The organism is Anaerovorax sp. IOR16 (assembly GCF_017168145.1).
GTDB lineage: Bacteria > Bacillota > Clostridia > Peptostreptococcales > Anaerovoracaceae > IOR16.
Genome location: NZ_JADQTL010000011.1, coordinates 14,685 through 39,031, shown reverse-complemented (window position 1 = coordinate 39,031; position 24,347 = coordinate 14,685). Strand labels below are relative to the sequence as shown.

At 35.4% G+C, this 24,347-nt stretch carries 23 protein-coding genes, 1 tRNA gene and 2 riboswitches; of the genes, 10 read left to right on the top strand and 14 right to left on the bottom strand.

The genetic code is table 11. The annotated features are described in order from the left end of the window. Window positions 1–224: 224 nt before the first annotated feature. Entirely contained in the window at window positions 225–359 is a 135-nt protein-coding gene (locus I2490_RS16915) for a hypothetical protein (protein ID WP_280634217.1), read from the top strand. A 611-nt stretch (window positions 360–970) separates the two neighbouring features. On the opposite strand, the gene I2490_RS13950 is transcribed toward I2490_RS16915, so the two are convergent. After that, entirely contained in the window at window positions 971–1,156 is a 186-nt protein-coding gene (locus tag I2490_RS13950) for a hypothetical protein (protein WP_206460385.1), read from the bottom strand. A gap of 135 nt (window positions 1,157–1,291) precedes the next feature. Next, window positions 1,292–1,954 (bottom strand): hypothetical protein, encoded by a 663-nt coding sequence (locus I2490_RS13945; RefSeq protein ID WP_206460384.1) that lies wholly within the window; start codon window positions 1,952–1,954, stop codon window positions 1,292–1,294. Window positions 1,955–2,173: 219 nt separating this feature from the next. Between I2490_RS13945 and I2490_RS13940 the strand changes: the two genes are divergently transcribed. The 3 genes from I2490_RS13940 (at window position 2,174) to uraA (ending at window position 5,135) form a co-directional block, all read left to right on the top strand. Continuing rightward, window positions 2,174–3,064 (top strand): DUF5685 family protein, encoded by an 891-nt coding sequence (locus tag I2490_RS13940; protein ID WP_206460383.1) that lies wholly within the window; start codon window positions 2,174–2,176, stop codon window positions 3,062–3,064. Continuing rightward, a complete protein-coding gene (locus tag I2490_RS13935; RefSeq protein WP_245157208.1) occupies window positions 3,048–3,590 on the top strand; it encodes a J domain-containing protein in 543 nt (180 codons plus the stop codon). The genes I2490_RS13940 and I2490_RS13935 overlap by 17 nt, the downstream gene beginning before the upstream one ends. 216 nt (window positions 3,591–3,806) lie before the next feature. Then, window positions 3,807–5,135 (top strand): uracil permease, encoded by a 1,329-nt coding sequence (uraA, locus tag I2490_RS13930; RefSeq protein WP_206460382.1) that lies wholly within the window; start codon window positions 3,807–3,809, stop codon window positions 5,133–5,135. A gap of 69 nt (window positions 5,136–5,204) precedes the next feature. On the opposite strand, the gene I2490_RS13925 is transcribed toward uraA, so the two are convergent. The 9 genes from I2490_RS13925 to dapA form a co-directional block, all read right to left on the bottom strand. Then, window positions 5,205–6,935, bottom strand: a complete 1,731-nt coding sequence (locus I2490_RS13925) for an ABC transporter ATP-binding protein (RefSeq protein ID WP_206460381.1) — start codon at window positions 6,933–6,935, stop codon at window positions 5,205–5,207. Beyond that, entirely contained in the window at window positions 6,928–8,712 is a 1,785-nt protein-coding gene (locus I2490_RS13920; RefSeq protein WP_206460380.1) for an ABC transporter ATP-binding protein, read from the bottom strand. Before I2490_RS13920 ends, I2490_RS13925 begins: the two co-directional genes overlap by 8 nt. Continuing rightward, entirely contained in the window at window positions 8,709–10,184 is a 1,476-nt protein-coding gene (locus I2490_RS13915) for an ABC transporter ATP-binding protein (protein WP_206460379.1), read from the bottom strand. The genes I2490_RS13920 and I2490_RS13915 overlap by 4 nt, the downstream gene beginning before the upstream one ends. A gap of 7 nt (window positions 10,185–10,191) precedes the next feature. Then, complete coding sequence (locus tag I2490_RS13910; protein WP_206460378.1) at window positions 10,192–10,929, bottom strand: energy-coupling factor transporter transmembrane component T; 738 nt, start codon at window positions 10,927–10,929, stop codon at window positions 10,192–10,194. Further along, window positions 10,929–11,510, bottom strand: coding sequence for an MptD family putative ECF transporter S component (locus tag I2490_RS13905; RefSeq protein ID WP_245157207.1), 582 nt, complete (start codon window positions 11,508–11,510; stop codon window positions 10,929–10,931). Before I2490_RS13905 ends, I2490_RS13910 begins: the two co-directional genes overlap by 1 nt. A gap of 182 nt (window positions 11,511–11,692) precedes the next feature. After that, the gene (locus I2490_RS13900; protein ID WP_206460376.1) at window positions 11,693–12,313 is read right to left on the bottom strand and encodes a TetR/AcrR family transcriptional regulator; all 621 of its coding nucleotides are present in this window, start codon (window positions 12,311–12,313) and stop codon (window positions 11,693–11,695) included. Between the two features lie 217 nt (window positions 12,314–12,530). Next, the gene (gene dapD, locus I2490_RS13895; protein WP_206460375.1) at window positions 12,531–13,238 is read right to left on the bottom strand and encodes a 2,3,4,5-tetrahydropyridine-2,6-dicarboxylate N-acetyltransferase; all 708 of its coding nucleotides are present in this window, start codon (window positions 13,236–13,238) and stop codon (window positions 12,531–12,533) included. A 3-nt stretch (window positions 13,239–13,241) separates the two neighbouring features. Continuing rightward, window positions 13,242–14,006 (bottom strand): 4-hydroxy-tetrahydrodipicolinate reductase, encoded by a 765-nt coding sequence (dapB, locus tag I2490_RS13890; RefSeq protein WP_206460374.1) that lies wholly within the window; start codon window positions 14,004–14,006, stop codon window positions 13,242–13,244. Further along, the gene (gene dapA, locus I2490_RS13885; protein WP_330634673.1) at window positions 14,003–14,896 is read right to left on the bottom strand and encodes a 4-hydroxy-tetrahydrodipicolinate synthase; all 894 of its coding nucleotides are present in this window, start codon (window positions 14,894–14,896) and stop codon (window positions 14,003–14,005) included. Before dapA ends, dapB begins: the two co-directional genes overlap by 4 nt. 144 nt (window positions 14,897–15,040) lie before the next feature. Next, window positions 15,041–15,205: riboswitch (Lysine riboswitch) on the bottom strand. Between the two features lie 213 nt (window positions 15,206–15,418). Here dapA and I2490_RS13880 point away from each other — a divergent pair. After that, on the top strand, window positions 15,419–16,585 hold the full coding sequence (locus I2490_RS13880; protein WP_206460373.1) for an aspartate aminotransferase family protein: 1,167 nt from the start codon (window positions 15,419–15,421) through the stop codon (window positions 16,583–16,585). Window positions 16,586–16,668: 83 nt separating this feature from the next. Here the strand turns inward: I2490_RS13880 and thrC are convergent, their stop codons facing one another. Further along, window positions 16,669–18,147, bottom strand: coding sequence for a threonine synthase (gene thrC / locus I2490_RS13875; RefSeq protein WP_206460372.1), 1,479 nt, complete (start codon window positions 18,145–18,147; stop codon window positions 16,669–16,671). Between the two features lie 178 nt (window positions 18,148–18,325). Between thrC and I2490_RS13870 the strand changes: the two genes are divergently transcribed. From I2490_RS13870 to I2490_RS13860, 3 genes are all read left to right on the top strand, one after another. Further along, window positions 18,326–18,400, top strand: a tRNA-Glu gene (locus I2490_RS13870). A 681-nt stretch (window positions 18,401–19,081) separates the two neighbouring features. Then, window positions 19,082–19,672 carry a copper amine oxidase N-terminal domain-containing protein gene (locus tag I2490_RS16745; protein WP_245157206.1) on the top strand — a complete coding sequence of 197 codons (591 nt, stop codon included), beginning with the start codon at window positions 19,082–19,084 and terminating at the stop codon, window positions 19,670–19,672. A 99-nt stretch (window positions 19,673–19,771) separates the two neighbouring features. Beyond that, window positions 19,772–20,383: a DUF4878 domain-containing protein gene (locus I2490_RS13860; RefSeq protein ID WP_206460371.1), complete on the top strand. Its 612-nt coding sequence runs from the start codon at window positions 19,772–19,774 to the stop codon at window positions 20,381–20,383. A 171-nt stretch (window positions 20,384–20,554) separates the two neighbouring features. Here the strand turns inward: I2490_RS13860 and I2490_RS13855 are convergent, their stop codons facing one another. Then, entirely contained in the window at window positions 20,555–21,490 is a 936-nt protein-coding gene (locus tag I2490_RS13855) for a cation diffusion facilitator family transporter (protein WP_206460370.1), read from the bottom strand. 113 nt (window positions 21,491–21,603) lie between these two features. Continuing rightward, window positions 21,604–21,695, bottom strand: a riboswitch (NiCo riboswitch). A 143-nt stretch (window positions 21,696–21,838) separates the two neighbouring features. Here I2490_RS13855 and I2490_RS13850 point away from each other — a divergent pair. Beyond that, on the top strand, window positions 21,839–22,003 hold the full coding sequence (locus I2490_RS13850; RefSeq protein ID WP_206460369.1) for a hypothetical protein: 165 nt from the start codon (window positions 21,839–21,841) through the stop codon (window positions 22,001–22,003). 109 nt (window positions 22,004–22,112) lie between these two features. Here I2490_RS13850 and I2490_RS13845 read toward each other — a convergent pair whose 3' ends face one another. After that, window positions 22,113–22,379: a hypothetical protein gene (locus I2490_RS13845; RefSeq protein WP_206460368.1), complete on the bottom strand. Its 267-nt coding sequence runs from the start codon at window positions 22,377–22,379 to the stop codon at window positions 22,113–22,115. 307 nt (window positions 22,380–22,686) lie between these two features. On the opposite strand from I2490_RS13845, the gene gltX reads away from it, so the two are divergent. Next, complete coding sequence (gene gltX, locus I2490_RS13840) at window positions 22,687–24,336, top strand: glutamate--tRNA ligase (RefSeq protein WP_206460367.1); 1,650 nt, start codon at window positions 22,687–22,689, stop codon at window positions 24,334–24,336. The last annotated feature ends 11 nt before the right edge of the window (window positions 24,337–24,347 follow it).

Below are 24,347 nucleotides of genomic sequence, written 5' to 3'. Positions count from 1 at the left end.
AAAAGCTTTATAGAAAAAATAGAAAATACCTTGCAGAAATTATAAGAATATAAATTTAGCAAGGTATTTTGTCTACAGTCTGGAACCGTTATTAATAACGGTTCTTTTTTATTAATCATTTTCTTTTCCTCTTTTTAATTCACACTAATATTAAATATTCTATCACTTGTGAAATAATTTCTTTTTTCTTGGTTATCCTAATTCTGAGGTGATAAAAAATGGATTTGAAAAACCGATCTATCTTGGATGGAGATATTGATAAACCCATTCCAGAGGACGTCTATCCGGTGATTGACACCGATCTTGCACGGGACAACATTGAAAATGATATTCCTGAATCTGATCTGCAAGACTTATGATTCCACGCCGCCTATTCAGGCGGCCTATTTCTTCATCTGTTCAAACACCCCTTCAAAGGTAATTGACAACATGGAGAATGCTCTACAACTCAAACAGGGAAAACTGTGTATCAATATACTTTTTCAAAATGAAAATAGATGTCAGAATGATGTCTATTTTATTTTTTGTTGATATAAGACAAGAACCAAGAATCTTCAAGCTCCTCGTAACATATTTCATAGTTTCTTAATACTATATAGGGACCAAAGGAGGTCTAATTATATGTGTTGTAATTCAAACAATAATGTCCTTGGAGTAACGAATAATGAATGCAGTAATAGTACTGTATTAGGAACTACCACTAATAACCTTTGTAGCAATAACAATAATGTATTAGGGACTACTACTAATAATAACCGCCGCTGCTGTAGATGTTGCTGCTGTTGTTGTTGCCGCTGCTGTTGCTGTAGATGCCGCTAAAACTAAATAATTATGCGTCTGCCTAAAAGGTAGGCGCTTTTTGTATGCTTATTAATTATTTTATTACTAAAATAAAAGCATCATTTTCTCCACAAAAAATAAAATAGACGCTGCAACAGCGTCTATTTATTTTTTATTATGCGGGGGACTATCACTGGTTAAATTCAATGTATTCTTGGAGCTTTCGAGCATGTTCTGCTTCCGTCAAAGCATATTGACGAAAGAATTCTTTCATTTCATTATTATTCATTTCATCTGAGAAATGCATAAAGTCACGTACCCTTTCCTGGGTATCCAATAAAGTTTTCTTTAAACGATCTTGAGTATTTATTTCCATCTGCTTACCTCCAATATAGAACTCTTACGCTTGTAAGTATTCCCAATTCGAGTTATTTCTATTCTGCACTCATAAAAGTATCCTATTCATTGATAATAAAACACAAAATAAACATGTTCATTTACTTAATATTAATTATGAGATAGTAATTATCTCTCCTTTGTAATCATTACCAAATGGAGGAATCAATAAATACACCTTTTTAGCAGAATATTTAATTGCTCTTAAATCATTTGCAAGTTCTTCTATTTTTTTAAAAGAATATTTTCTGAAAGTATGATTCTTTGATGTAAAAAGAACATCACAAAACTCAAAAGAAAAGACAATTGTAACATCTGTATAATTACTCTTACTTTTTTTAATGGCTGTAGTTACAATAATTTGTCTTATTTCTTCCCACTTCTGATTGATATCGCATACAATGGGTCTCGTATATTCGATATCGTCTAAATCCATAGTATCCTTTTTTTCCTTCTCCCCTTCCCTTGGGACAGAAATCTCAATTTTTTCAAGCCTTCCATTCGGAAATAAAACTTCTCCATTATATTTTATTTTTTGCGACTGCATCAATCTACCAACATAACGACATTTCACATCATGCCTGCTATATGCAATTTCTGCATAATGTAATAATGGAAGATATTCTTCAAATAATTCTTTATAAGCAAATCTCTTATCTTTTAATCTGGCTTCTTTTACAAATTTATCGTCATTTTCTATGAATTCATATATCATTTTATAAAAACAGTTCATTTCTTCAATGGTTCTGAATTTCTCTAATTCTTCTAATTCAAACATATAAAATCCTCTAAAATAGCACTTTTCATCTATTTGAAGCTTTCATAAGCAATATATCTTCCTCTTTTCAATGTTAAATCTAAATAAATTTAACATTAATCTTTTTAATTGTCTATTTTAAATGCTTATTTCTCTATCAGATTCTCACAATTTTATCACAAAATCCAGTAATTTTTATGGTATAATAAAATCTACTAATTTTTTATAAGGGAGAATCGGATGCAAGGCTATGTCGTTGCGGAAAAAGCAGAACTAAAAATGTACGAATATGAAATTTATAGTGCCTACTATTGTGGAATCTGTAAATCCATTGGACGACGTTACGGGCAGATTCCAAGGCTCGCTTTGGATTACGATGCAGTTTTTCTTGCCTTACTTCTATCCGCAATCATGGATGAAGAACTAACGATTCAAAAAGAACATTGTTTTGTTCACCCTATGAAAAAAAAGAATATTATGCGTAACAGCGCCGCTATTGACTATGCTGCTGATGCGATGCTGCTTTTGGCATATTATAAATTAAAGGATGATTATTCTGATGAAGGAAATCTCTTCGCCGGTTTCGGTCAAGTTATAGCAAAACCTATGCTTCATAATCTCTTTCAATCAGAATCAAAACGCTGCCAAAAAATTGAAACACTTTTAGCACTACTTTCCGACCTAGAAAAGCAAAATTGTGCTAATTACGATCAAGCAGCAGAACCATTTGCAAAGTTAATGGAGAATATTTTCTCTGAAAACAAGCTGGTTGCAAAAGAATCCGATCGTTTGGTTCTTAAGCAAATTGGGTATCATCTCGGAAAATGGATTTATCTCATTGATGCCTTAGATGACTTAGAAAAAGATGAAAAAAATGGTACCTATAATCCACTTTTTCTTCGGTTTTCTTTTGAAAAAGAGAATGAAAGTTTATTAGAATTTAAAAACCGTATTAGCAAACAAGTGGAGTTTAATTTGTTGCAATATTTATCAGAAATCAGTAAAGCCTTTGCACTTTTAGAAATCAAACAAAACAAAGGAATATTGGAAAATATTATATACTTGGGTTTGCTTCGTCAAACGGACAAAGTGTTGCAGAAAGGAAATAACAATCATGAAGAACCCCTATGAAGTACTGGGAGTACGTCAAAACGCCTCTCAAGATGAAATTAGAGCTGCTTACAAGGAACTCGTGAAAAAATATCATCCCGATCGATATCAAAACAATCCTTTAGCTGATTTAGCGCAAGAAAAGCTTCAAGAAATTAACGAAGCTTATGATACTTTAACAAAAAATGGAAATGGTAACTATAGCAATTTTAATAATAATGCTTCTTACCAAAGCACTGGAACTCATCAAAATGCTCCAACACAAGAGTTTATGGAGATTCGGCGATACCTTGATTTGGGAAATTTATCAGCAGCAGAACAAATGCTTGCACAAATTTCAAATCGAAATGCCGAGTGGTTTTTTTTAAGTGGTATCCTTTCTTATCGCAAAGGCTGGTATGACGATGCTTCGTCAAAAATTAAAACTGCTGTATCTATGGATCCGAGTAATTTTGAATACCAACGTGCGCTGAATTCAATAATGAATGCCGGACAGGCTTACCGAAATGTTTCTTATGGAAAAGGTTATAGCAGTAATGATGGATGATTTGCTTTGTAAATTATTTCAATGTTATGTATGTACCGACTGTCTCTGTCCTTGTTTTTAATAAATATTAAAATGAATAAAAGCAAACTTTTCTTTAAAGTTTGCTTTTTGTTTTACATTTTTTGATATTTTTTTGTATTTTCCCTCTTGCATTTTTATTTATCCGGTGGTATCATATTTCAAGTTTGAGTTAATGAGAGAAAAAAGGAGAAAACTATGAGCGAAGTAAGAAAAGTCATACAAGTTGAAGAGCGAGTGCCGTTAGCACAAGGTATTCCTCTAAGCATCCAGCATTTATTTGCAATGTTCAGTGCATCTGTATTAGTACCGGCAATATTTCAAATTAATCCCGCTATTGTATTATTGATGAATGGTATCGGTACTCTATTATTTATAACAATCACCCAAGGCAAAGCGCCCGCCTATTTAGGTTCCAGCTTTGCTTTTATTTCGCCAACTTTACTAATTATGGCAAACCCAGACCTCGGATTTAAATACGCATTAGGCGGTTTTATCATTTCCGGAGGCCTTTTTTGTATCGCTGCAATTATAATAAAATTCTTTGGAACAAAATGGATCAACATACTTTTGCCACCTGCTGCAATGGGTCCAGTCATTGCACTCATTGGCTTAGAGTTGGCTGGTACTGCTGCAGGTATGGGTGGTCTTATATTAGATCCTGCAAATGGTTATGCAGCAATTAACCCTAAATATGTAACCGTATTTATTATAACCTTAGCGACTGCTGTCTTTGGTTCTGTACTGTTTCGCAAATTCTTTGCAGCCATTCCTATTCTGATTGCCATTGTAGTTGGTTATATATCCTCCTACTTCCTCGGCATCATCGATTTTGCACCAATTAAAACTGCATCTATGTTTGCATTGCCTAATTTTCAGGCTCCGGCATTTAATTTGAGCGCAATTATGATTATTTTACCTGCGACCTTGGTTGTTGTTTCCGAACACATCGGTCACCAGCTTGTAACCGGTAAAATCGTTGGAAGAGACTTAATCAAAGAACCGGGTTTACACAGAACATTACTGGGAGACGGACTTTCTACTATGCTATCCGGCTTCTGTGGTTCGGTTCCAACAACCACTTACGGTGAAAACATTGGTGTTATGGCGATGACAAAGGTTTATAGTGTCTATGTGATTGGCGGAGCAGGCATTTTCTCTATTTGCTTAGCCTTTATTGGTAAGGTTGCCGGTGCGATACAAACGATACCAACCCCTGTTATGGGTGGTATCAGCTTCCTTCTTTACGGAATGATTGCAGCTTCCGGACTTCGTCTTTTGGTTGATGAAAGAGTCAACTATGACCGTTCCAGAAATCTGGCTCTATCTTCCGTTGTATTTGTTACCGGTCTTTCCGGTGCCTTCATCCAAATCGGAGAAGTACAGCTTAAAGGTATGGCATTGGCTACCATTGTTGGTATGGTACTCAGCTTAATCTTCTATGTCATTGACCGTTTGCACCTTGCAAATGATATGGAAGTACCGGATGGACAACCTCAAACCTTTGGTCCGGAAAATTTAAAATAAATATAGTATTTTATAAAATGAGGTGACTCGGATAGAGTCACCTCATTTACATAATGATATTAAAGGACTTCAAAATGTCCAGCATTGTGCTTTTGTTTGTAATTGTACCATTCTTTTATAAGTACCTTCCTGATTAACCAAATCCTCATGTGAACCCTGTTGTGCAACAAAACCATCTTTAAGTACAACAATTTTATCCGCACCTGAAACCGTTCTCATCCTATGTGCAATAACAATCACTGTTTTATTCTGAATTAATCTTGTAAGCGCTTCTTGTATCATCGTTTCGTTTTCCACATCCAAGGACGCTGTAGCTTCATCTAGCAATATTATTGGAGCATTTTTTAAAAATGCACGAGCAATGGAAATACGCTGCCGTTCACCTCCGGATAATTCAGATCCGTTTTCACCTATTTGTGTGTTCCAGCCATGTGGTAATTTTTCAGCAAATTCATCGCAATGCGCAAGACAAGCAGCCTCTAAAACTTCTTCGTCAGATGCATCTTTACGACCTATACGTATATTCTCCATAATTGTATTATTAAACAGTGTTACATCCTGAAAAACAATAGAATACAATGAAAGCAATGCTTCAGGATTAACTTTAGAAATATCCATTCCACCTACGGTTATCTTACCTTTATTAATATCCCAAAACCTAGCTGCCAAACGTGATACCGTTGTTTTACCACCTCCTGAAGGGCCTATAAGCGCTGTTACTTCACCCTGTTTTGCAGTAAATGATATGTCCTGTAAAACATGTTTTGAACGGTTATATGCAAAACCTACATGATCAAATTTAATGTCGCATCCTTTATTGTTTAGCTGCAATGCTCCATTTTGTACAGGATAATCAAGAATTTCGTTCATGCGTTCTATTTGTACTTTTGCAGCGATAATGGCAGCTAAATTTATTAAAGCCGCCTGCATAGGGTCATACATACGGGAAACAACGAGTAAAAACATAAAAAAGGTAAGAATATCAAGGTTCCCTTGTGACAATAAAACGCCTCCAGTCAACGCTACTGTTGCTATTCCAAGCTTTAAAATCATCTGTCCGGATACAACAAATACAGCCGTTCCCAGTTCAGAAATAATCGCTCTTTTCTCTACTGCTTTAATTTTCTTATCCAAACTATAAAGGTATTTTCCCTCTGCATTATTCGATTTTAAATCTCGCACCGATTCCAAGCATTCTTGTATTCCATCGGCACATGCCATTTTCACTGACATTTGTCTGCGTCCTAAAGCATTTTGTACCTTAGACGAAAAAAGAACAATACAAAAAGCAACGGGTAACACCCATAAAGCTGCAAATGCCATTTTCCAATGAAAGAAAAACAGACTGACAGATATAATTGCAGTCGAAATAATCGAACCTGCTAATTCAGGAATATAGTGGGAAAAAGCCTGCTCAAGCGATGTGCAATCTGTCATAATGGTACTGGTAAGATCCGACAAATCTTTTTTTCCAAAATAAGACAGAGGTAACTTTCTAAGCTTTTCCGCCAATGTAATTCTCCGAATTCCACTTTCAACATATGTAGCAAGAAAAGTAGCATTATACTGTAGCCACGTCGACATAAATATAAGTACTAAGCATACAACAACCCCCACGCAATAAAATAAAATTCTATTTTGAGAAACTCCTCCGTTCATGATGTCACTTACAAGGAAATACAGTAAGCTAACAGGAAGCATAAGAACAAGATAAGCAAACGTACACGCAAAGCAGGCCTTGATTAAATCTTTTGCGCCTTGATGAGAAAGCGCGTATTTATGTTGAAGTTTATTAAGCATATTTGCACACTCCTTTTTTTACCTTCCATTTTACTGAGTTTTGATATTCTCTCCACATAGAAGCATATATCCCCTTTTGTTGCAGCAGTTCCTCATGACTTCCGTTTTCACAAATACTACCATCTTTGAGAACAAATATTTCATCTGCATCAACTACGGTTGAAAGTCTATGTGCAATCATAAGAACCGTTTTTTCTTTGGACAATTCATTAAATGCAGCCTGAACTTTATGTTCATTGTCAGGATCAGCAAATGCGGTAGCTTCATCCAAAATCAAAATCGGTGCATTCTTAAGCATAACTCTGGCTATTGCAATTCTTTGCTGTTCTCCGCCAGAAAGATAAACCCCCTTTGTTCCAATAATAGTATCCATACCATTCGGAAGCTTGGATATAATATCACCACACTGTGCAGCTTCAAGTACAGCATTTACTTCCTCACGAGTTGCATTTGGTTTAGCCATACGCACATTTTCAAATACAGAGGTTTTTAAAAGCTTGCTGTCTTGGAATACAAAAGATACGGTGTTCATCAAATCCTCTTTTGATATATCTTTTACATTTATGCCTCCAATTTTAACTTCTCCGTTTATCACATCCCAAAAACGTGCAATAATACTGGCCAGTGTAGTTTTTCCGCTACCTGACGGGCCTATGAAAGCAATCTTTTTGCCTGCCTCAATATGAATAGAAACATTATGAAGCGCATCCGTTTGTGCCTTCTTATATCGAAAAGACGCATTGAGCAAGTCTATTGAGTTGTTCATAGGTAAAACAGGTTTCTTTGTTTCTTTCATAGATTCTAAAGTCATAATACTGTCAATACGACTTAATGCATCTTGAACAATCATCGTGTTCTCACTGGAGAACATAATTTTTGTTAATGTTACACTAATTATTGGTGTAAAAATAATATAAAAAAGTAAGTTAATTAAAAATGCGTTAGTTACCCCATCTTGGGTCATTATTAACGCCGCAGCAATCAATACAACAAAGACTGCATTAATTACTGTTGTATAAAATAACATAGGAATACGCAAATCCTTTGTATATGCAATTACCCATTTCGAGTAACTATCTATAGAGTTCTTAAATCTTTTAAAAGAATATACTGATTGCCCAAAGGTTTTTACTACCGGAATACCTCGTACATATTCTACTGCTTCATTTGACATTCGTTCAAGAGAATCCTGATACTCCTTCATTTTTCGTTTCATTCGTACACCTGTCATTGTCATCATAATTAAAAATGCCAAAGCTACAGGAATAAGACTGAGAAATCCAAGCCGCCAATCAAACACAAACAGCAAAACAATCATGCCAATTGGTGTAGCAATTGCTCCAGCACGATCTGGAAGCTGATGAGCCAGATAAGTTTCTGTTGCACCACTTGATTCGTTTACAATTTTTCGGAGTTTTCCGCTTCCGAAATCATCCATAAATCCCATAGGTAAAGTAACAATATGATGCATAGCACGGCTTCGGATATTGGAAGCGATACGAAATGCTCCGATATGTGAACACATAAGAGCTCCGACATAGATTAACATTGACAAAACTGAAAATCCAACTGCCATCCAGCCATAGTGAGCAAGATTATTGCCCTCCGTAAAATTAGGTGCAACATCCAACACTTCTTTTATTATCCTCCAGATATATATGTAAGGTAAAAGAGCTATAATTGCACTAATACACGAAAGTATCCATGACAGTATTGTCAGATACTTAAAATTTCCTGCATACTCAAATAAACGTGATAAATTTGATTGTTTTTTCATAAAATAGTGACCTCCTTTTTAATTTCATCAAAATATATTTCCAAACGTTGTTCTCCAATTTCATCAAATGGATATGATTCCTTCACACACCCATTTTCAAGATGGAGAATATGGGTACAGCATGAGCTGATCAAATCAGGATCATGTGTAACAATGAAAATGCTGCGTTTACCTTTTAAATTTAAAAGAAGCTCCGCAGTTTCTTTCATATGACGATAACCCAAGCCACTCGTCGGCTCATCAAATATCAATAGTTCCTTATCCGCTAACAAAGCACTTGCTATAGCAACCCTTTGCTTCTGTCCGCCAGACAACGACATTGGATGCCGCTCAGCAACTGCAGTTAAGTCCAACATGGTTAATACTTCTTCTACCTTATCTTTATTTTCTTCTGACATTCCTAGCCGAACTTCTTCCAAAACACTTTCACAAAACAACTGATGATTAACATCCTGCATGACCATATAACACTTTTTTAAAAGCTTCTGTTTTTTAATTTTTAGTCCATTCAGAGTAACACTACCATTAAACTTTCTTTCCAAACCGCAAAGACATTTGGAAAAGGTAGATTTACCAGCTCCATTATGTCCAATAACAGCAATAATGCCGTTACGTGGCAAAGAAAGATTGCTAATATTTAATGCATTATTTTTTTCTTTATAAGAATATCTAAAATTGTGAAAATCAATAGTGTCTTGTAATCTGGATGTCTTTTTAATGTACTGATGATAATTTAAAGTTAAAGGACGTAATCCCATTTTTTGAATCGTTTCAGGTTTCAATCGTGAAAATTCTTCCATAGGACAATCCATTTGAATTGCACCAGCTTGCATATAAATAACACGGTCACAAATATCTAATAGCCAGTGTATTCTATGCTCTGAAATAATTACTGTTTTGCCTTGCCTCTTCCATTCATGTACAATTTCACGAAGATTATAAATAGCATGAATATCGAGATTAGAAGTCGGCTCATCAAGAACCAGCACGGAAGGATACACAGCAGAAACAGAAGCGCAGGCAACCTTTTGCTTTTCACCTCCTGACAAATTAAAAATACTACGTTCCAGCAAATGATTTATGTTTTGCTCATTAGCGACTTTTTTAATCCGTTTTCTCACTTCATTTTCTGGTAATCCCATATTTTCGCACCCAAAAGCAATTCCACTAGTTGTATCAACACAGAAAAACTGACTTCGTGGATTCTGAAATACACTCCCTACCAACTTTGCTGTTTCATATAACTCTGATCTAGAAACATCTAAATTATTTACCGTCACTTCACCTACCATCGTTCCTTCATAATAGTGTGGGATTAGACCATTAATGAGACGAGTAACTGAAGTCTTCCCGCACCCGGATTCTCCGCAAATCAATACCACTTCTCCATCATAGATCTTGGTAGATATATCATTTAATACACTGCTTTCAGAGTTTTCATATCGAAAAGATATATTTTTAATCTCAATCATAAATACCTCACAGTATCCCACAGCGTGACAGAAGCATTAGTGCAAAAGGAACAAAGCACAAAAAAATAATAACCATATCCTGTAAATGAAACCCAATTTCACATACATTTGTCCGCTTTACATTGCCGCCAAGACCTCTTGTCAATGCCGCTGCAGACAGTTCCTCACCTATTTTTACAGAACAAGTCAAAAGAGGAACCAACCGATATTCCAGCATTTTTGTCACGTTTTTTCCTCCCAGACTTATCCCTCGCATGCGCATCGCAGCGTTGATGGATGAAAACTCATCTAAAACCGTGGGAAAAAAGCGGAACATAACTGACAATGGGATAATAATCTTTTCGCTCACATTGAGACGCAACATTGCGGCATTAAATTCGCTGACAGTAGTTGTGGATAATACATACATGCCTACCATTATACTTGGCATAAAACGTGTTACAATTCCCGCAGTACCTAATATCAAGAAATTAACTACCCCGTTTGTAATAGGTCTCAGCAAAATAAGCATCATTATGGCAGTTAGATATATAATCGCGTATAAAATGGTACTTTTAAACTTTTTTGATGTTAAAAGTAATACAAACGGGACTATACACAGACAAGGTGCGAGAAATTCCAATCCCTTGCCTCCTGCGCTGCTGAGCACAAACACCGACATAGTTACCAAAAGAAGAAGCTTTGTCCTTGGGTCTAAAACAAGACCTCGTTTTATCGATTCTGCCTGAAAAACATTATTATTCATCAAGCTATCCCTGCCTTTTTAAAGTGTTTTTTTAAGATTGCTTTACCAAGTAAGCCACCAAATATACCGCTTATAAATGCCGAACCCAAAAGTACCGGACACATCCATGCAGGCATTAAGCTGGTTAAAGCGCTGATATATTCTTGACCATAACCTTGTCTAGTTGAAAAATAGCCTTCAATATTCAAAAATAACGGTATGTAATTTCCCCAAACCCATATACTAAATACTCCTGATGTTATAACTGCTCTTGTCGCATTTTTATAACTTCCGCTTTTGAATATTAGTTCTGCAATAATACCGGATATTGCACCCACAACGATGGAATAGTAACCCATACCGGTGAGAAGCATTAGAATACCCATGATGATGCTCATAATAAAAATCATACCGCTCTTTTTAACTTTAGTAAGAAATAACATAAACGGTATTCCTCCTAAAACAGGAACAATGACACATAAAAGCGGCATAAATATTGGTATATAGCCAAGCATTGAAACAGCAAAAACAATTACAAAATATATGGCTGTAAAAATACCAACATTAATTAAATCTTTTCCTTTAAGTCTTTCATTCTTCATATACATTCTCCTTAATAAATGCTTTTACGTAATTTTAATAAAGGGAAATCAATAATTTAAATGGACTCCATTAGCAATTTTGTTCTTGCATCCATAACTTTTCCCATAATATTTTCCTCCTTTCGTTAGCCATTGCTAACTCCATTGTTTAAAGGTAGGCGGTTACATAACCGCCTTTAAATTTAAGAAGTTGCCGAAAAAATATCTTTCCACCCACACCGAAAGAATCGTTTAAGCTGGCAGATGTATTGATATGCATCCTTTTTACTCATATTATGCACTACTATTTCAAAAAAACCTGACCAATAAGAACTACATAGGATATGTAATAGCTCCGGCGTAAGACGTTTTGAAGTGATTGCATCATTCCCAATAGACTCAATATATTTAATCGTATATTCGACGTGAAATTCTACTATATTATGTATAAACTCTGAAAATATAGTCCCCTCTGCACAACAGACTAATAATTTGAATGAATCAAAATCATCATAAATTTTATCAATCATCTTAAACTGTTGATTATCCGTATATTCAAGCATTTCTTCCCAAGGCATTTGAGGCATTTTATCAAAAATGGCAATTTCCTCTCGAAATTTATTTTCAAACCCATCTGCCGTTGATTTTACAATCTCATTAAATAATCCTGCTTTATCTTTAAATCTTGTATAGATAGATCCTGTGCTTGTATTTGCATTTTCAGCAATTGTACGTAACGAAGCATCTTTATATCCTTTTTCTAAAAATTCTTTTTTTGCAAATAATAATAATCTATCTCCAACACCTTCAATTTGTTTAGCCAAATTTTCACCTCTTATTATTCATAACACTGTTTCATAACAACGTTATGAATATATCATCATAATTCTTTTTTGTCAATAGAATATATTATATAATTCTGAATTAAAAAATTTTTATTTTCCTAAATAAAAAACCGTAGAAAATAAAATTTCCTACGGAGAATCTTAAAAATTAAAACTATCCTTATAAAAGTCACCCGTTAACGCCCTTTCCTTATTATTATAGATTCCTTAAAGCATGAACAATCTCTGTCTTTTTAATAGATTTTTCATCCTTACTTTTTAGTATTTTACCAGGTACTCCTGCAACAATCATATTTTCAGGTACGTCTTCAATGACTACCGCACCTGCAGCCACAACGGCTCCCCTACCAATATGAACTCCCTCCAGCACAACTGCATTGGCACCAATTACAACATCATCCTCAATAACAACTGGAATTGCACTTGGTGGTTCAATCACACCAGCAATTACTGTACCCGCTCCAATATGACAATTTTTCCCGATAACAGCACGTCCACCAAGAACCGCATTCATATCAACCATAGTACCCGATCCAATGATTGTTCCAATGTTTATAACTGCCCCCATCATGATAACCGCATTGTCTCCAATCTCTACCTGATCACGGATAATTGCACCCGGTTCAATACGTGCGTTTATACTTCTTTTATCCAATAAAGGAATGGCTGAATTACGAGAATCATTTTCCACAATCATATCCTCAATCTGATCTTTGTTTTTTTCTATAATAAGGGAGATTTCTTCCCAGTCTCCAAAAATGATGCGATTCTCAAGTCCGAATACTTGACAACCAGGAAATGCGATTGCTTGACAACCCTCTCGTTTTTTTTCTTTTAAAAACACCTTAACTGGCGTTTTCTTTTTCGATTCTTGGATAAATTTAATGATTTCACGTGCTTCCATTTATCATTCATTCCTTTCAAATAAAACATCATTCATATCGTACAACCCTGACTGTTTTGATAAAATAAACCTTGCTGCTTTTAAAGCTCCTTTTGCAAAAATTGAATTAGAATGTGCTTGATGAGAAAATTCTAATATCTCATCCTCTCCTGCGTAAATAATATTATGTTGTCCGGCAATCGACCCGCCCCTTATCGAATGCACACCAATTTCATTACCCCGTCTTACGTTCCCACTTCTGCCATAAACCAATTTATACGTCTGGCTTTCATTTAATGTTTCTAAAAGCATTTTAGCAGTTCCACTCGGAGAATCCAGCTTTGTATTGTGATGCATTTCTACCAGCTCTATATCAAACTCTTCCTTCAGAATCGGAGTAATCTGCTTTAGTACCCTCTGCAAAACAGTAATTCCTAAAGAAAAATTGGATGTATAAACAATTGGGATCTTCTGTGCCCATTTTATAATCTTTTCCTTTTGTTCTTCACGATAGCCGGTCGTTCCTAAAACCAATGGAATACAACGAGGAGCTGCATACTCAATAATAGAATCGAGGCGATCTGGATGGCTAAAGTCTATAATAACAGATGGTGTTTCAGTAATTTCATCAAACGAATCAAAGCATTTTTCATTCTCTCTTTGCTTCGTTACAACTCCTATCAAAGTCATATCCTCAGCCTGTTCAATTTTCATACTGACCATTTTTCCTGTTTTCCCCGCACCAACCAATACCACTTTAATACGACTTTCATTATTTTTATTTTTCATGATGCCTCCTTACTGATATCTAAAACCGACATTGTTTTTTGTAACTTTTCTCTTGATTGTTCTTCCATACTACAAAGAGGTAGACGATATCCCCCGACGTTCATTCCAAAATAATTCATAGCTTCTTTAATCGGAATAGGATTTGTTTCAATAAACAAAGCATTAATAAAGTCAAGGTACTTTAATTGCATCTGTCTGGCTAATTCAACATTACCCTTTAAGTATTCATCCACAATCTGATGCGTCTCTGTCGGCAGAATATTTGCCAGCACCGAAATTACACCTGACCCTCCAAGGGATAAAATCGGAACAATCATGTCATCATTTCCTGAGTATACCGTAAAATCAGGATTAATTAATTTTGAAATACAGCTTACAAATCCAATATCGCCGCTCGCTTCTTTAATTCCTATAATGTTTTTATGTCTGCTTAATAGCTCTACTGCTTCTACTGTTAAAGAGCATCCGGTTCTCCCTGGTACATTATAAAGAATCATCGGAATCGAAACCGCATCTGCAATCTCCGTAAAATGCGATATCATGCCAGCTTTATTGGTTTTATTGTAATATGGTGTAATTACAAGAAGTCCATCTGCCCCCATCGCCTCATACTTGAGACTATCTTCTTTTGCTTGCAACGTGTTATTTGATCCACTTCCTGCAATAACTGGTATGCGATGGTCGGCTACTCCAATCACAGTTTTTAGAATTTTATCTTTTTCCCTTATGGTCAACGACGGCGATTCTGCCGTTGTCCCTAATACGACGATTCCATCCGTTTTCTTCGTAATATGCCATTCTACCAATTCAATCAATTTTGTGTAATTTACACTTCCATCCTCATAAAAAGGTGTAATTAAAGCAACCATTGATCCACGAAACATTCTCATAATCTCACTCCTAATCTTTATCGTTTCACCATTGTTATCCCCCTAAACCATAAATGTAAAAAAAAAATCAACAAGGTATCCCTTGTTGACGTAAAATTTTTTTGAATGAACCTTTAAAAATTAAAGTACATCAAAATTACGGTCATTAAGGATAGCACAACTACTTTCGTAGACAGTCTTATAGCTATTGACTATAAGCCCACCATAGATTTACGCCTAAATCTACAGTTCGGCGAAGGATACCTCCAACATAAATCATTGCCCGCCGGCGATTTACATCTTCTTTTACTCCGCACCTCTATCAACATTAATGTTGCTAGTTTACTTGGTATTAAGAAAAAAAGCAAGCATTTTTTTAATATTTTTAATTTTTCTTCTTTCTTTCATAAAATGATTTATTTTTTTATAATTTTATAAAAGAAATGATTGACGAATCGTTTTATCTGCTTTATAGTGTCTCTTAATATTTATCAATATATAGGAATCATTGAACGAAAAATTAATGGAAATGGAGGATATAATATGAAAAATGACTATTTAATTCCTTTTTATTCCAAATATGATTTGACCTTTAACTATGGTCAAGGTTCTTGGCTTTACGACGACAATGGCAATGCCTATCTGGATTTCATTTCCGGAATAGCTGTAAACGCTCTTGGCCATTGTCATCCATCTTTAGTTGAAACCATTCAAAAACAAAGTAACACTTTAATGAATATCTCAAATTATTTTTGGAATGATACTGTTTTAAATTTAGCAAAACGTCTTTGTGAACTTACTGACCTCTCAAAAGTATTTTTCTGTAATAGTGGTACAGAAGCAAATGAAGCGATAATTAAAATTGCTCGAAAATACGGAAGCAATATTTCACCAAATAAAAAGAAAATTATTTACATGAAAAACTCTTTTCATGGACGTACATTGGGTTCCCTTTCGATTACAGGTCAAGAAAAATATCAGAAGAAATTCCGTCCGCTCTTAGAAGATGTACAAGAGGCTATTTTCAACGATTTAAAAAGTGTAGAGGCACTCATGGATGATTCTGTGTCTGCTGTCATATTAGAACCAATCCAAGGAGAATGCGGTGTCATATCCGCAACCAAAGAATTTATAACCGGCATACGAAAGCTGTGCGATCATTATAATGCACTACTTATTCTTGACGAGGTACAAAGCGGAATGGGAAGAAGCGGGCACCTTTTTGCTTACCAATATTTTAATGTAAAGCCAGATCTGATTTCCATTGCAAAAGGACTCGGTGGCGGGTTCCCTATTGGTGCTGTTGTTGCGTCTGATAAAGCAGCAAATTGCATTGAACCGGGTGATCACGGGAGTACATTTGGAGGAAATCCCTTAGCCTGTGCATGCGGACTTACAATCTTAGAAGAGCTAATTGATAATCACATTCTTGCTCAAGTTAATAAAAAAAGCAACCAACTGGTTGCAAAATTAAAGGAATTGCAAGAATCATATCCCCTTATCCAAGAAGTTCGCGGAAAAGGATTACTTCTTGGGGTGCACATGAAACATTCCTCGAAAGAAATCATAAAAAAATGTATGGAGCAAAAGCTTCTGCTTGCCGGAAGCAGCAATGAAACGATTCGCATTCTTCCACCTTTAACCGTTTCCGAAGAGGAAATCAATTTAGCCATGAATCGTTTTGAAACTGTACTGAAACAATTTAAATAAAATGGCAAATAAAACAGGAGCAGAACAAACTGCAATACAGCAATTTGTCTACTCCTTTTTTGTCGCCTTCGCTATAGAGGGAATTACTTCAAAGATTCCCGTACAGCATCAGCAAGTGCATCCTTGTTTACAACGCCTGTATGTCGCACTTTTTTATTCTCTAGGCCTGCAAGTCCCTTTGGCACACGAACTCCTGTTTTTGCATTCAAAGCACTAATGTAAGCAAATCCATCTGCAAACTTTGGTAAGCCAATGGCATCTGCTACACTATCTGCAAACTTGTATGCACTCGCCGTCGATGCAATGACCGTTGGAGTCGTATCTCCGGTTTCCTGACGATAATCTTCATACACTTTATATGCCACTGCAGTATGGGTATCCATTAAATAATTATCTTTTGCATATAAATCACCAATGGCTTTTTTTGTTTCTTCTTCGGTAGCAAATCCCGCATAAAAATCAGCCAAGCCATTTTTTATAGTACTGCTTACCTCATATTTTTTATTCTTTTCCAAGTTTTCCATTAAATTCGCAATCTCAGCACCGTTTCCACCGGACAAATGATAAAGCAATCGTTCTAAATTACTGGAAATAAGGATGTCCATCGAAGGTGAATTTGTAATATGAAACTCTCTATGAATATCATAAATACCTGTATTGATAAAATCAGTAAGAACCTTGTTTTCATTGGATGCACATAGGAATTTATTGATTGGAATTCCCATCTGCTTTGCATAGTAAGCAGCCAAAATGTTTCCGAAGTTTCCGGTCGGTACAACCACGTTCATCTTTTCGCCTGCTTGCAGCACCCCCTGCTTAATTAACTGTGCATATGACCAAACATAATACGCTACCTGTGGTACTAATCTTCCAATATTTATGGAATTTGCAGAAGAGAATTTGCAACCCTTGTTGGCTAATTCTTCCGCAAACGCTTTATCGCTAAAAATTTTCTTTACACCTGTTTGTGCATCGTCAAAATTTCCATGGATAGCATATACATGAGTATTCTCTCCCTCTTGCGTCACCATCTGTCTTTCCTGCACCTGACTTACGCCTTCGCTCGGATAGAAAACGATGATTTCCGTACCGTCAACGTCTGCAAATCCCTCCAAAGCAGCTTTTCCCGTATCACCTGAAGTTGCAGTCAAGATAACAATTTTATTGTCTTCTTTTTCTTTTTTCATTGCAGTGGTTAAAAGATAAGGAAGAATCGATAATGCCATATCCTTAAAGGCTGCGGTTTTTCCATGATAAAGCTCAAGGAAATACGCATTTCCACCTTTCTTTAAAGGTACTACTTCTTCCGCTTCAAATTTATTGTCATAAGCAGAATTGATACAATGTCTCAATTCTTCTTCTGTATAATCATCTAAAAATTTAGATAGCACACGATAAGCGACTTCTCTATAGTCTAAAGAAACTAAATCCTCCGGTCTTTCCATAAGCTTAGGAAGAGTTTCCGGAACAAACAATCCTTTATCTTCTGCAATGCCTTTTATGATTGCCTGTGCTGCTGTTTTCATTTCCGCACTGCCTCTTGTACTTTTATAATGATTCATATATTTTATCTCCTTTATCAAGTAATTCCCCTGTCATTTCCGCCCGAAAAAAGTAAGTACGGAAAGGATGTTACTACACATTTTATCAAAAAACTTATCAGAATACCATAGACAAATAAAAGAAAAACGATTATAATAATTAAAGTCTGATAGAGCTATTAGATCTTAAAAAGAATATGTCCTGTTGGTCAAGTGGTCAAGACGCCACCCTCTCACGGTGGAATCAGGGGTTCGACTCCCCTACGGGATACCAAGTAGACAACCGCTAGTAATAGCGGTTTTTCTTTTGTCGAAGGAGTCGAACCCGAAAGGACACGAACCTACATAAAATACTACTGTGTAGTATTTTATAGTGAAGTGGTTCAAGTATGCTGTACGGGCATACGCAGAACGGAAGGCGTGTTCATGAACAACGACTTTGAACTCCCCTACGGGATACCAAGTAGACAACCGCTAGTAATAGCGGTTTTTCTTTTGTCAAGGGAGTCGAACCCGAAAGGGCACGAACGTACATAAAATACTACTGTGTAGTATTTTATAGTGAAGTGGTTCAAGTATGCTGTACGGGCATACACAGAACGGAAGGCGTGTTCATGAACAGCGACTTCGAACTCCTCTACGGGATACCAAGTAGACAACCGCTAGTAATAGCGGTTTTTCTTTTGTCTAGGGAGTCGATACCAAGTAGAAATAACGGATTGCTTTTATGTGATACGTTATTTTTTTTAATAAATTTACATATTTATTTCTTGATGTAAGACAATACAGACATTGAATTTGGGAACTCATGACAAATGAATTCATCGTAAAACGTTTTATTGACTTATGTATAATTTTGTCATAAAATCATATTGTAAATATTATTTTGTAAAAATTTTTAATTTTTTAATTTTTATGATTTAATTTATTTTTTAAAGGGATTGGGGAGGAAAAAATGAATAAAGACAAAATAAAGGGATTTTTGTCAGGAATGATTGTCACAACATTAGTATTAGGACTTTCATTAACATCATTCGCAGAAACCGGAACAAAAAATCTTTCTGTTGGCTATAGTAATATTAAAATCTACATTAATGAGAAACTCACAGCAATGAAAGACCCTAAGGGAAATACAGTAGAACCATTTATTTACAATGGAACTACTTATGTTCCACTGAGAGCCGTAAGCGAAGCTCTAGGACAAGAAGTATCTTGGAACAATTCTACAAAATCAATTTACATAGGAACTCAACCAGCAGATATATCAAATTCAAAAGAAGAATATGAGTTTGCTAACGGAAACTATACCTCTGGGATAGACTTCTCCGCTGGAACATATACCATAACAGCCATAAAAGGAGGAGGTAATGTTAGCTCTAGCAACTTACTTTCGGGGGGAATCAATGCAATCATGGGGACACCGGATAAAAACTCCGAAATTGGACTGGACAATTTTTATAAGCAAGAATATAAAAATATTTCTTTGCCTTCAGGAACCATTCTTAAAATTGATGGAGTGACAATTAAATTAACAAAAGTAAAATAAAAACAAACGACCCTGCTGAAGCAAGTCGTATGTTATAATTGACAACTTTGTAAAGCACAAAACGAACCAAAACTATTTATAAGTAAATCGGAGGAAAAAATGAAAAAAATAATTACAATTTTATTAGCAATAATTATGTGCTTATCTGTTGTTTCATGTCGTAATGAACCATCACCAAGTGATGTCGTCAATTCCTATATGAAAGCTCTAAAAGAAAATGATACAACAACGATATCTAAAATATACTCTGGAGATACGGAAGCTGCAAGTTTTTTAGATGTTGCTGGTGTCGACACAGAATCATACAGTGAAGAATTTGTTACCACATTGAAAGAAAAATTATTATCGTTTGAATATACATTGTCTAACGAAAAAGTTGACGGTGATACTGCAACGGTTGATGTAACAATAAAAACATATAATTTTGGGGAAACCTTTAAAGCAGCAGTAGCAGATTATTTTCAAAAAGCACTTTCCATGATTTTTTCAGATGTATCCGACGAAGAAATGGATGAGCTTATGGAAAGTACTGTTATTGAACATTTAAACAATGCAACTTTTGACTATGAAAAGACAGCTGTGATTAAATTAACCAAGACTGATGAAGGATGGAAAATTGATGATTTCGAAGATAACGCGGATATTATTAATGCATTAACCGGTGGTTTAATCGATTTTGTAACAGAAATGTCGGATGCATTTAATGAATAAGTATAAAATTATTTCTTAAGTAAAAAACCTTTATATAAAAAACATTCTATGGTAAAAAAATCTTTATTTTGCCATAGAATGTTTTACATTTACGTTAATTAACTATCACTTTCCCACATCCAAACTAAAACAGCACTGCACTTTTCAGACACTATTATCAGTTTCTATATGCTACTCTTCTCCAGACACTTTTTCTCTCTCTTCTTTATCCTTTTCCTTATTTTCAAAACAAACTGGATTTACATGTACCATGCAATGTTTTACCTTCGGAAAGTCATTTTCAATTGCATCATGTATTTTATGTGCAATTTCATGAGTATAATTTAATGTTTCATTCCCATTTGCTTGAATCTCAATATCTACATAAATTTTTTCCCCAAATAATCGGGTTTTTATTTGATCAATTCCCAACACCCCTTCTTGCTCCATTATTACAGCTTTAATTCCTTCAATAAATACGTCATCACAAGCTTTATCCATCATTTTTTCTATGGAATCAATAAAAATATCATATGCTGCTTTTATAATAAAAAGGCAAATAATGATACTTGCTACCGGATCAAGAATTGGCAGACCAAGTCTCGCCCCAAATATACCAGCAAAGCTTCCTACAGAAGAAAGTGCATCAGAACGATGATGCCAGGCATCTGCCATTAAAGCTCCCGATTGAATCTTTTTTGCTGCATATCTTGTATACCAAAACATGCCTTCTTTAATTATCATTGAACTCACAGCCGCAATCAATGCCAAAGGACCGGGAATGATTAAATTTTCTTCATGAGCTAAAATAATTTTCATCAATCCAGAATATCCTATACCCATTCCGACAAAACCAAGAGTAGCTGCTAGTAAGATGGCAGCAACACACTCGATTCGTTCATGTCCGTAAGGATGTTCCTTATCCGATTCTTTTGTTGCCATTCTCACTCCAATGATAACAACAAAGGTACTAAAGACATCTGAAGCCGAATGAACCGCATCGGATACCATTGCTCCAGATTTAGCAAGAATTCCAGCAAAAAGTTTAAATAATGATAATAATATGTTTACTAAAATGCTGATTAGGGAGACTTTCATTACAACTTTTCGGGTCATAGATTGTTCCATAAGAATTTCCTCCAAGGCATTAATCTTATCTTTTTCCTCTTAAAAGAAACGAATAATTTATTTTATGTTGCTTGAACTAATTATTTTGTTAAAAAAAAATCTATGGAACATTTTACTGTCCCACAGATGCATTTCATCTGCTGCCGCTCTTTTTCGCAGCCCGGAGTAAAAACTTATCGTTCATCCCCTGATCAGTTTCGCTTTAAATTTTTCTTTCTTTTTAAAGAATGAACTCGAATGCAAAAAGATTTAGATTATTATAATATATTACAATGAATTTATGAATGTGAAAGAAAATTCACTTTTTTTATTTGTTTTACATATTATATATAAACCCAGCGAAGGGAGGTGCGATTATGTGTTGCTCTCGTTACTGGTGTTGCTACACTCGTTGCTGCAGATGCGGTTGTAGATGCTGTTGCAGATGTTGCTGTAGATGCTGCTGTAGATGCTGCTGTAGATGCTGTTGTAGCTGCTGCAGATGCTGTTGCCGTAGATGTGAAGATTAAATAAATACACGCCTGCCGAAAGGCAGGCGTTTCTAATAAAAAAGGGAACAGGATTTCCTATAATATAAAAAAACGCCTCAACTGAGGCGAAATAAATTACATAAAAATTTAATTTAGCGTTCTCGAATTCCTTTACTACAAAAATCATGATAATTCATGAACCCATTTTTTTGACATCGTATGTCCCATAAAATACAGACAGGTCTTCTTTTGCATTCTCCACATCGAACAGGCTGTATACTTTCTTTGATTTCTTCAATTTCTATTGCTTGCTTTTCCAATGCTTCTGCTGCTTTGAAAGCAAAATATTTTGTGATCCACGATGGCGTTTCAAACTGAGCAATGATGCGCAGCCCTTTTGCTAGTTTTTGTGCCTTCATTTTTCCCTTCCTTTCCAACTCTCTCCTATTCTACCCAAAAAGTTTTTTCTTATTTGCGTATCATTAAATTAAACGCAATACTATTTCTACATAATTCGTTTTTTGTTGAAACACGAATACGCTCAGTATATAATAAGAATGGTATGTCCAAAATTTATATTAAAATTAAAGAAATGAATCTCTCTTTACGTTTTAAAGTATATTTTTTGTTTTCTTAAAATTACAAAGTGACATTATCCATCATAAAAAATGTCTATTTATGTGACTTATTTGCAAGCAGATTTAAAATATAGAATGGAGTGAAAAAATGGATTATAACAAATTAGCTAACTTACTATTTCCTCAAATTAAAAAAACACCGGAAGATTACGAGGCGATTTATCCTCCAAGAAATTTACCGGAAGGTGCAAAAGTGACCAGACTTGGTCCAAGCCCAACCGGTTTCATTCATCTTGGAAATCTATATGGAGCCTTTGCAGACGAACGTTTGGCACATCAAAGTAATGGTGTATTTTTTCTTCGTATCGAAGATACCGATGATAAACGTGAAGTACAAGGCGCTGTCCCTATGCTGATCAATGCACTGCATCACTTTGGTGTTCATTTTGACGAAGGAGCTACCATTGAAGGCGAAACTGGAAATTATGGCCCATATTATCAAAGCAAACGAGGAGATATTTATCAATGCTTTGCAAAACATCTCGTTTCCAAAGGCATGGCATACCCTTGTTTTCTAACAGAAGAAGAAATTGCAGAAATAAGAAATGAGCAAGAAAGTAAAAAATTAAATCCCGGAATCTACGGAACATGGGCAAACCATAGAGACCTTACCTTCGAAGAAGTTGTTGAGCGAATCTCTTCCGGTCAGCCATACGTGATTCGTTTCCGTTCCAATGGAAGCTTGGAAAATCACTTTACCGTAATTGACGGTATTCGCGGTGAATTAACGATGCCGGAAAACGATCAGGATGTTGTAATTTTGAAAAAGACAGGAATTCCGACTTACCATTTTGCACATGTGGTTGATGATCATCTAATGCGAACGACACACGTTATTCGCGGTGAAGAATGGCTCTCATCACTCCCAATTCATGTAGCTCTGTTTCATGCCTTAGAATGGCCTTTACCAACCTACTGTCATTCCACAGTTCTTATGAAAATGGATGGGGAAACAAAGAGAAAACTTTCTAAGAGAAAAGACCCTGAATTATCCTTAGAATATTACAAACAAGAAGGTTATCATCCTTATGCTGTACGTGAATATCTGCTTACGATATTAAACTCAAATTTTGAAGAGTTCCGACTTGCAAACCCAACTGCGTCCATTGATGAATTCGAATTTACTACTGATAAAATGAGTAACTCCGGAACACTTTTTGATTTAGATAAGTTGAATGACATAAGCAAAGAAGTACTGGCAAAATTAAGTGCAGAAGAAATCTTCTTCTTCTTACTGCAATGGGCTAAGGTATATCAACCGGGTCTTGCAGAATTAATGGCTGGAAAAGAAGAGCAAATGCTTCGAATTCTTTCGATAGACAGAGGAGGCAATAAGCCACGTAAAGATTTAATCTATTGCCGTCAGATCTTCCACTTTATCAGTTATTTCTTTGATGACCATTTTATGGTTGAAGACGATTATCCAAAAGAAGTCTCCTTAAAAGATACAAAAGAAATTTTAAATCGATATATCCAGGTGTATGATGAAGCGGACAATCAAGAAGCATGGTTTGAAAAAATTCGAACCATCACAGCAGATTTAGGCTATGCAGTGAAACCAAAAGACTTCAAGAAAAATCCAGATCAATATAAAGGACATGTTGGTCATGTGAGCAATGTAATTCGCTTGGCAATTACAGGACGTACAAATTCTCCCGATCTATGGGAAATCCAACAGATCATGGGATTGCAGCAGGTTCGTGGTCGTATTGCACAAGCCTTCCAAGATATTGGTTAAAAACTAAAATT

Excerpts from the sequence above, each read along its gene's own strand:
- I2490_RS13950 (WP_206460385.1), bottom strand. The coding sequence starts at position 1,156 with ATGGAAATAAATACTCAAGATCGTTTAAAGAAAACTTTATTGGATACC.
- I2490_RS13945 (WP_206460384.1), bottom strand. The coding sequence starts at position 1,954 with ATGTTTGAATTAGAAGAATTAGAGAAATTCAGAACCATTGAAGAAATG.
- I2490_RS13940 (WP_206460383.1), top strand. The coding sequence starts at position 2,174 with ATGCAAGGCTATGTCGTTGCGGAAAAAGCAGAACTAAAAATGTACGAA.
- I2490_RS13935 (WP_245157208.1), top strand. The coding sequence starts at position 3,048 with ATGAAGAACCCCTATGAAGTACTGGGAGTACGTCAAAACGCCTCTCAA.
- uraA (WP_206460382.1), top strand. The coding sequence starts at position 3,807 with ATGAGCGAAGTAAGAAAAGTCATACAAGTTGAAGAGCGAGTGCCGTTA.
- I2490_RS13925 (WP_206460381.1), bottom strand. The coding sequence starts at position 6,935 with ATGCTTAATAAACTTCAACATAAATACGCGCTTTCTCATCAAGGCGCA.
- I2490_RS13920 (WP_206460380.1), bottom strand. The coding sequence starts at position 8,712 with ATGAAAAAACAATCAAATTTATCACGTTTATTTGAGTATGCAGGAAAT.
- I2490_RS13915 (WP_206460379.1), bottom strand. The coding sequence starts at position 10,184 with ATGATTGAGATTAAAAATATATCTTTTCGATATGAAAACTCTGAAAGC.
- I2490_RS13910 (WP_206460378.1), bottom strand. The coding sequence starts at position 10,929 with ATGAATAATAATGTTTTTCAGGCAGAATCGATAAAACGAGGTCTTGTT.
- I2490_RS13905 (WP_245157207.1), bottom strand. The coding sequence starts at position 11,510 with ATGAAGAATGAAAGACTTAAAGGAAAAGATTTAATTAATGTTGGTATT.
- dapD (WP_206460375.1), bottom strand. The coding sequence starts at position 13,238 with ATGGAAGCACGTGAAATCATTAAATTTATCCAAGAATCGAAAAAGAAA.
- dapB (WP_206460374.1), bottom strand. The coding sequence starts at position 14,006 with ATGAAAAATAAAAATAATGAAAGTCGTATTAAAGTGGTATTGGTTGGT.
- dapA (WP_330634673.1), bottom strand. The coding sequence starts at position 14,896 with ATGAGAATGTTTCGTGGATCAATGGTTGCTTTAATTACACCTTTTTAT.
- I2490_RS13880 (WP_206460373.1), top strand. The coding sequence starts at position 15,419 with ATGAAAAATGACTATTTAATTCCTTTTTATTCCAAATATGATTTGACC.
- thrC (WP_206460372.1), bottom strand. The coding sequence starts at position 18,147 with ATGAATCATTATAAAAGTACAAGAGGCAGTGCGGAAATGAAAACAGCA.
- I2490_RS16745 (WP_245157206.1), top strand. The coding sequence starts at position 19,082 with ATGAATAAAGACAAAATAAAGGGATTTTTGTCAGGAATGATTGTCACA.
- I2490_RS13860 (WP_206460371.1), top strand. The coding sequence starts at position 19,772 with ATGAAAAAAATAATTACAATTTTATTAGCAATAATTATGTGCTTATCT.
- I2490_RS13855 (WP_206460370.1), bottom strand. The coding sequence starts at position 21,490 with ATGGAACAATCTATGACCCGAAAAGTTGTAATGAAAGTCTCCCTAATC.
- I2490_RS13845 (WP_206460368.1), bottom strand. The coding sequence starts at position 22,379 with ATGAAGGCACAAAAACTAGCAAAAGGGCTGCGCATCATTGCTCAGTTT.
- gltX (WP_206460367.1), top strand. The coding sequence starts at position 22,687 with ATGGATTATAACAAATTAGCTAACTTACTATTTCCTCAAATTAAAAAA.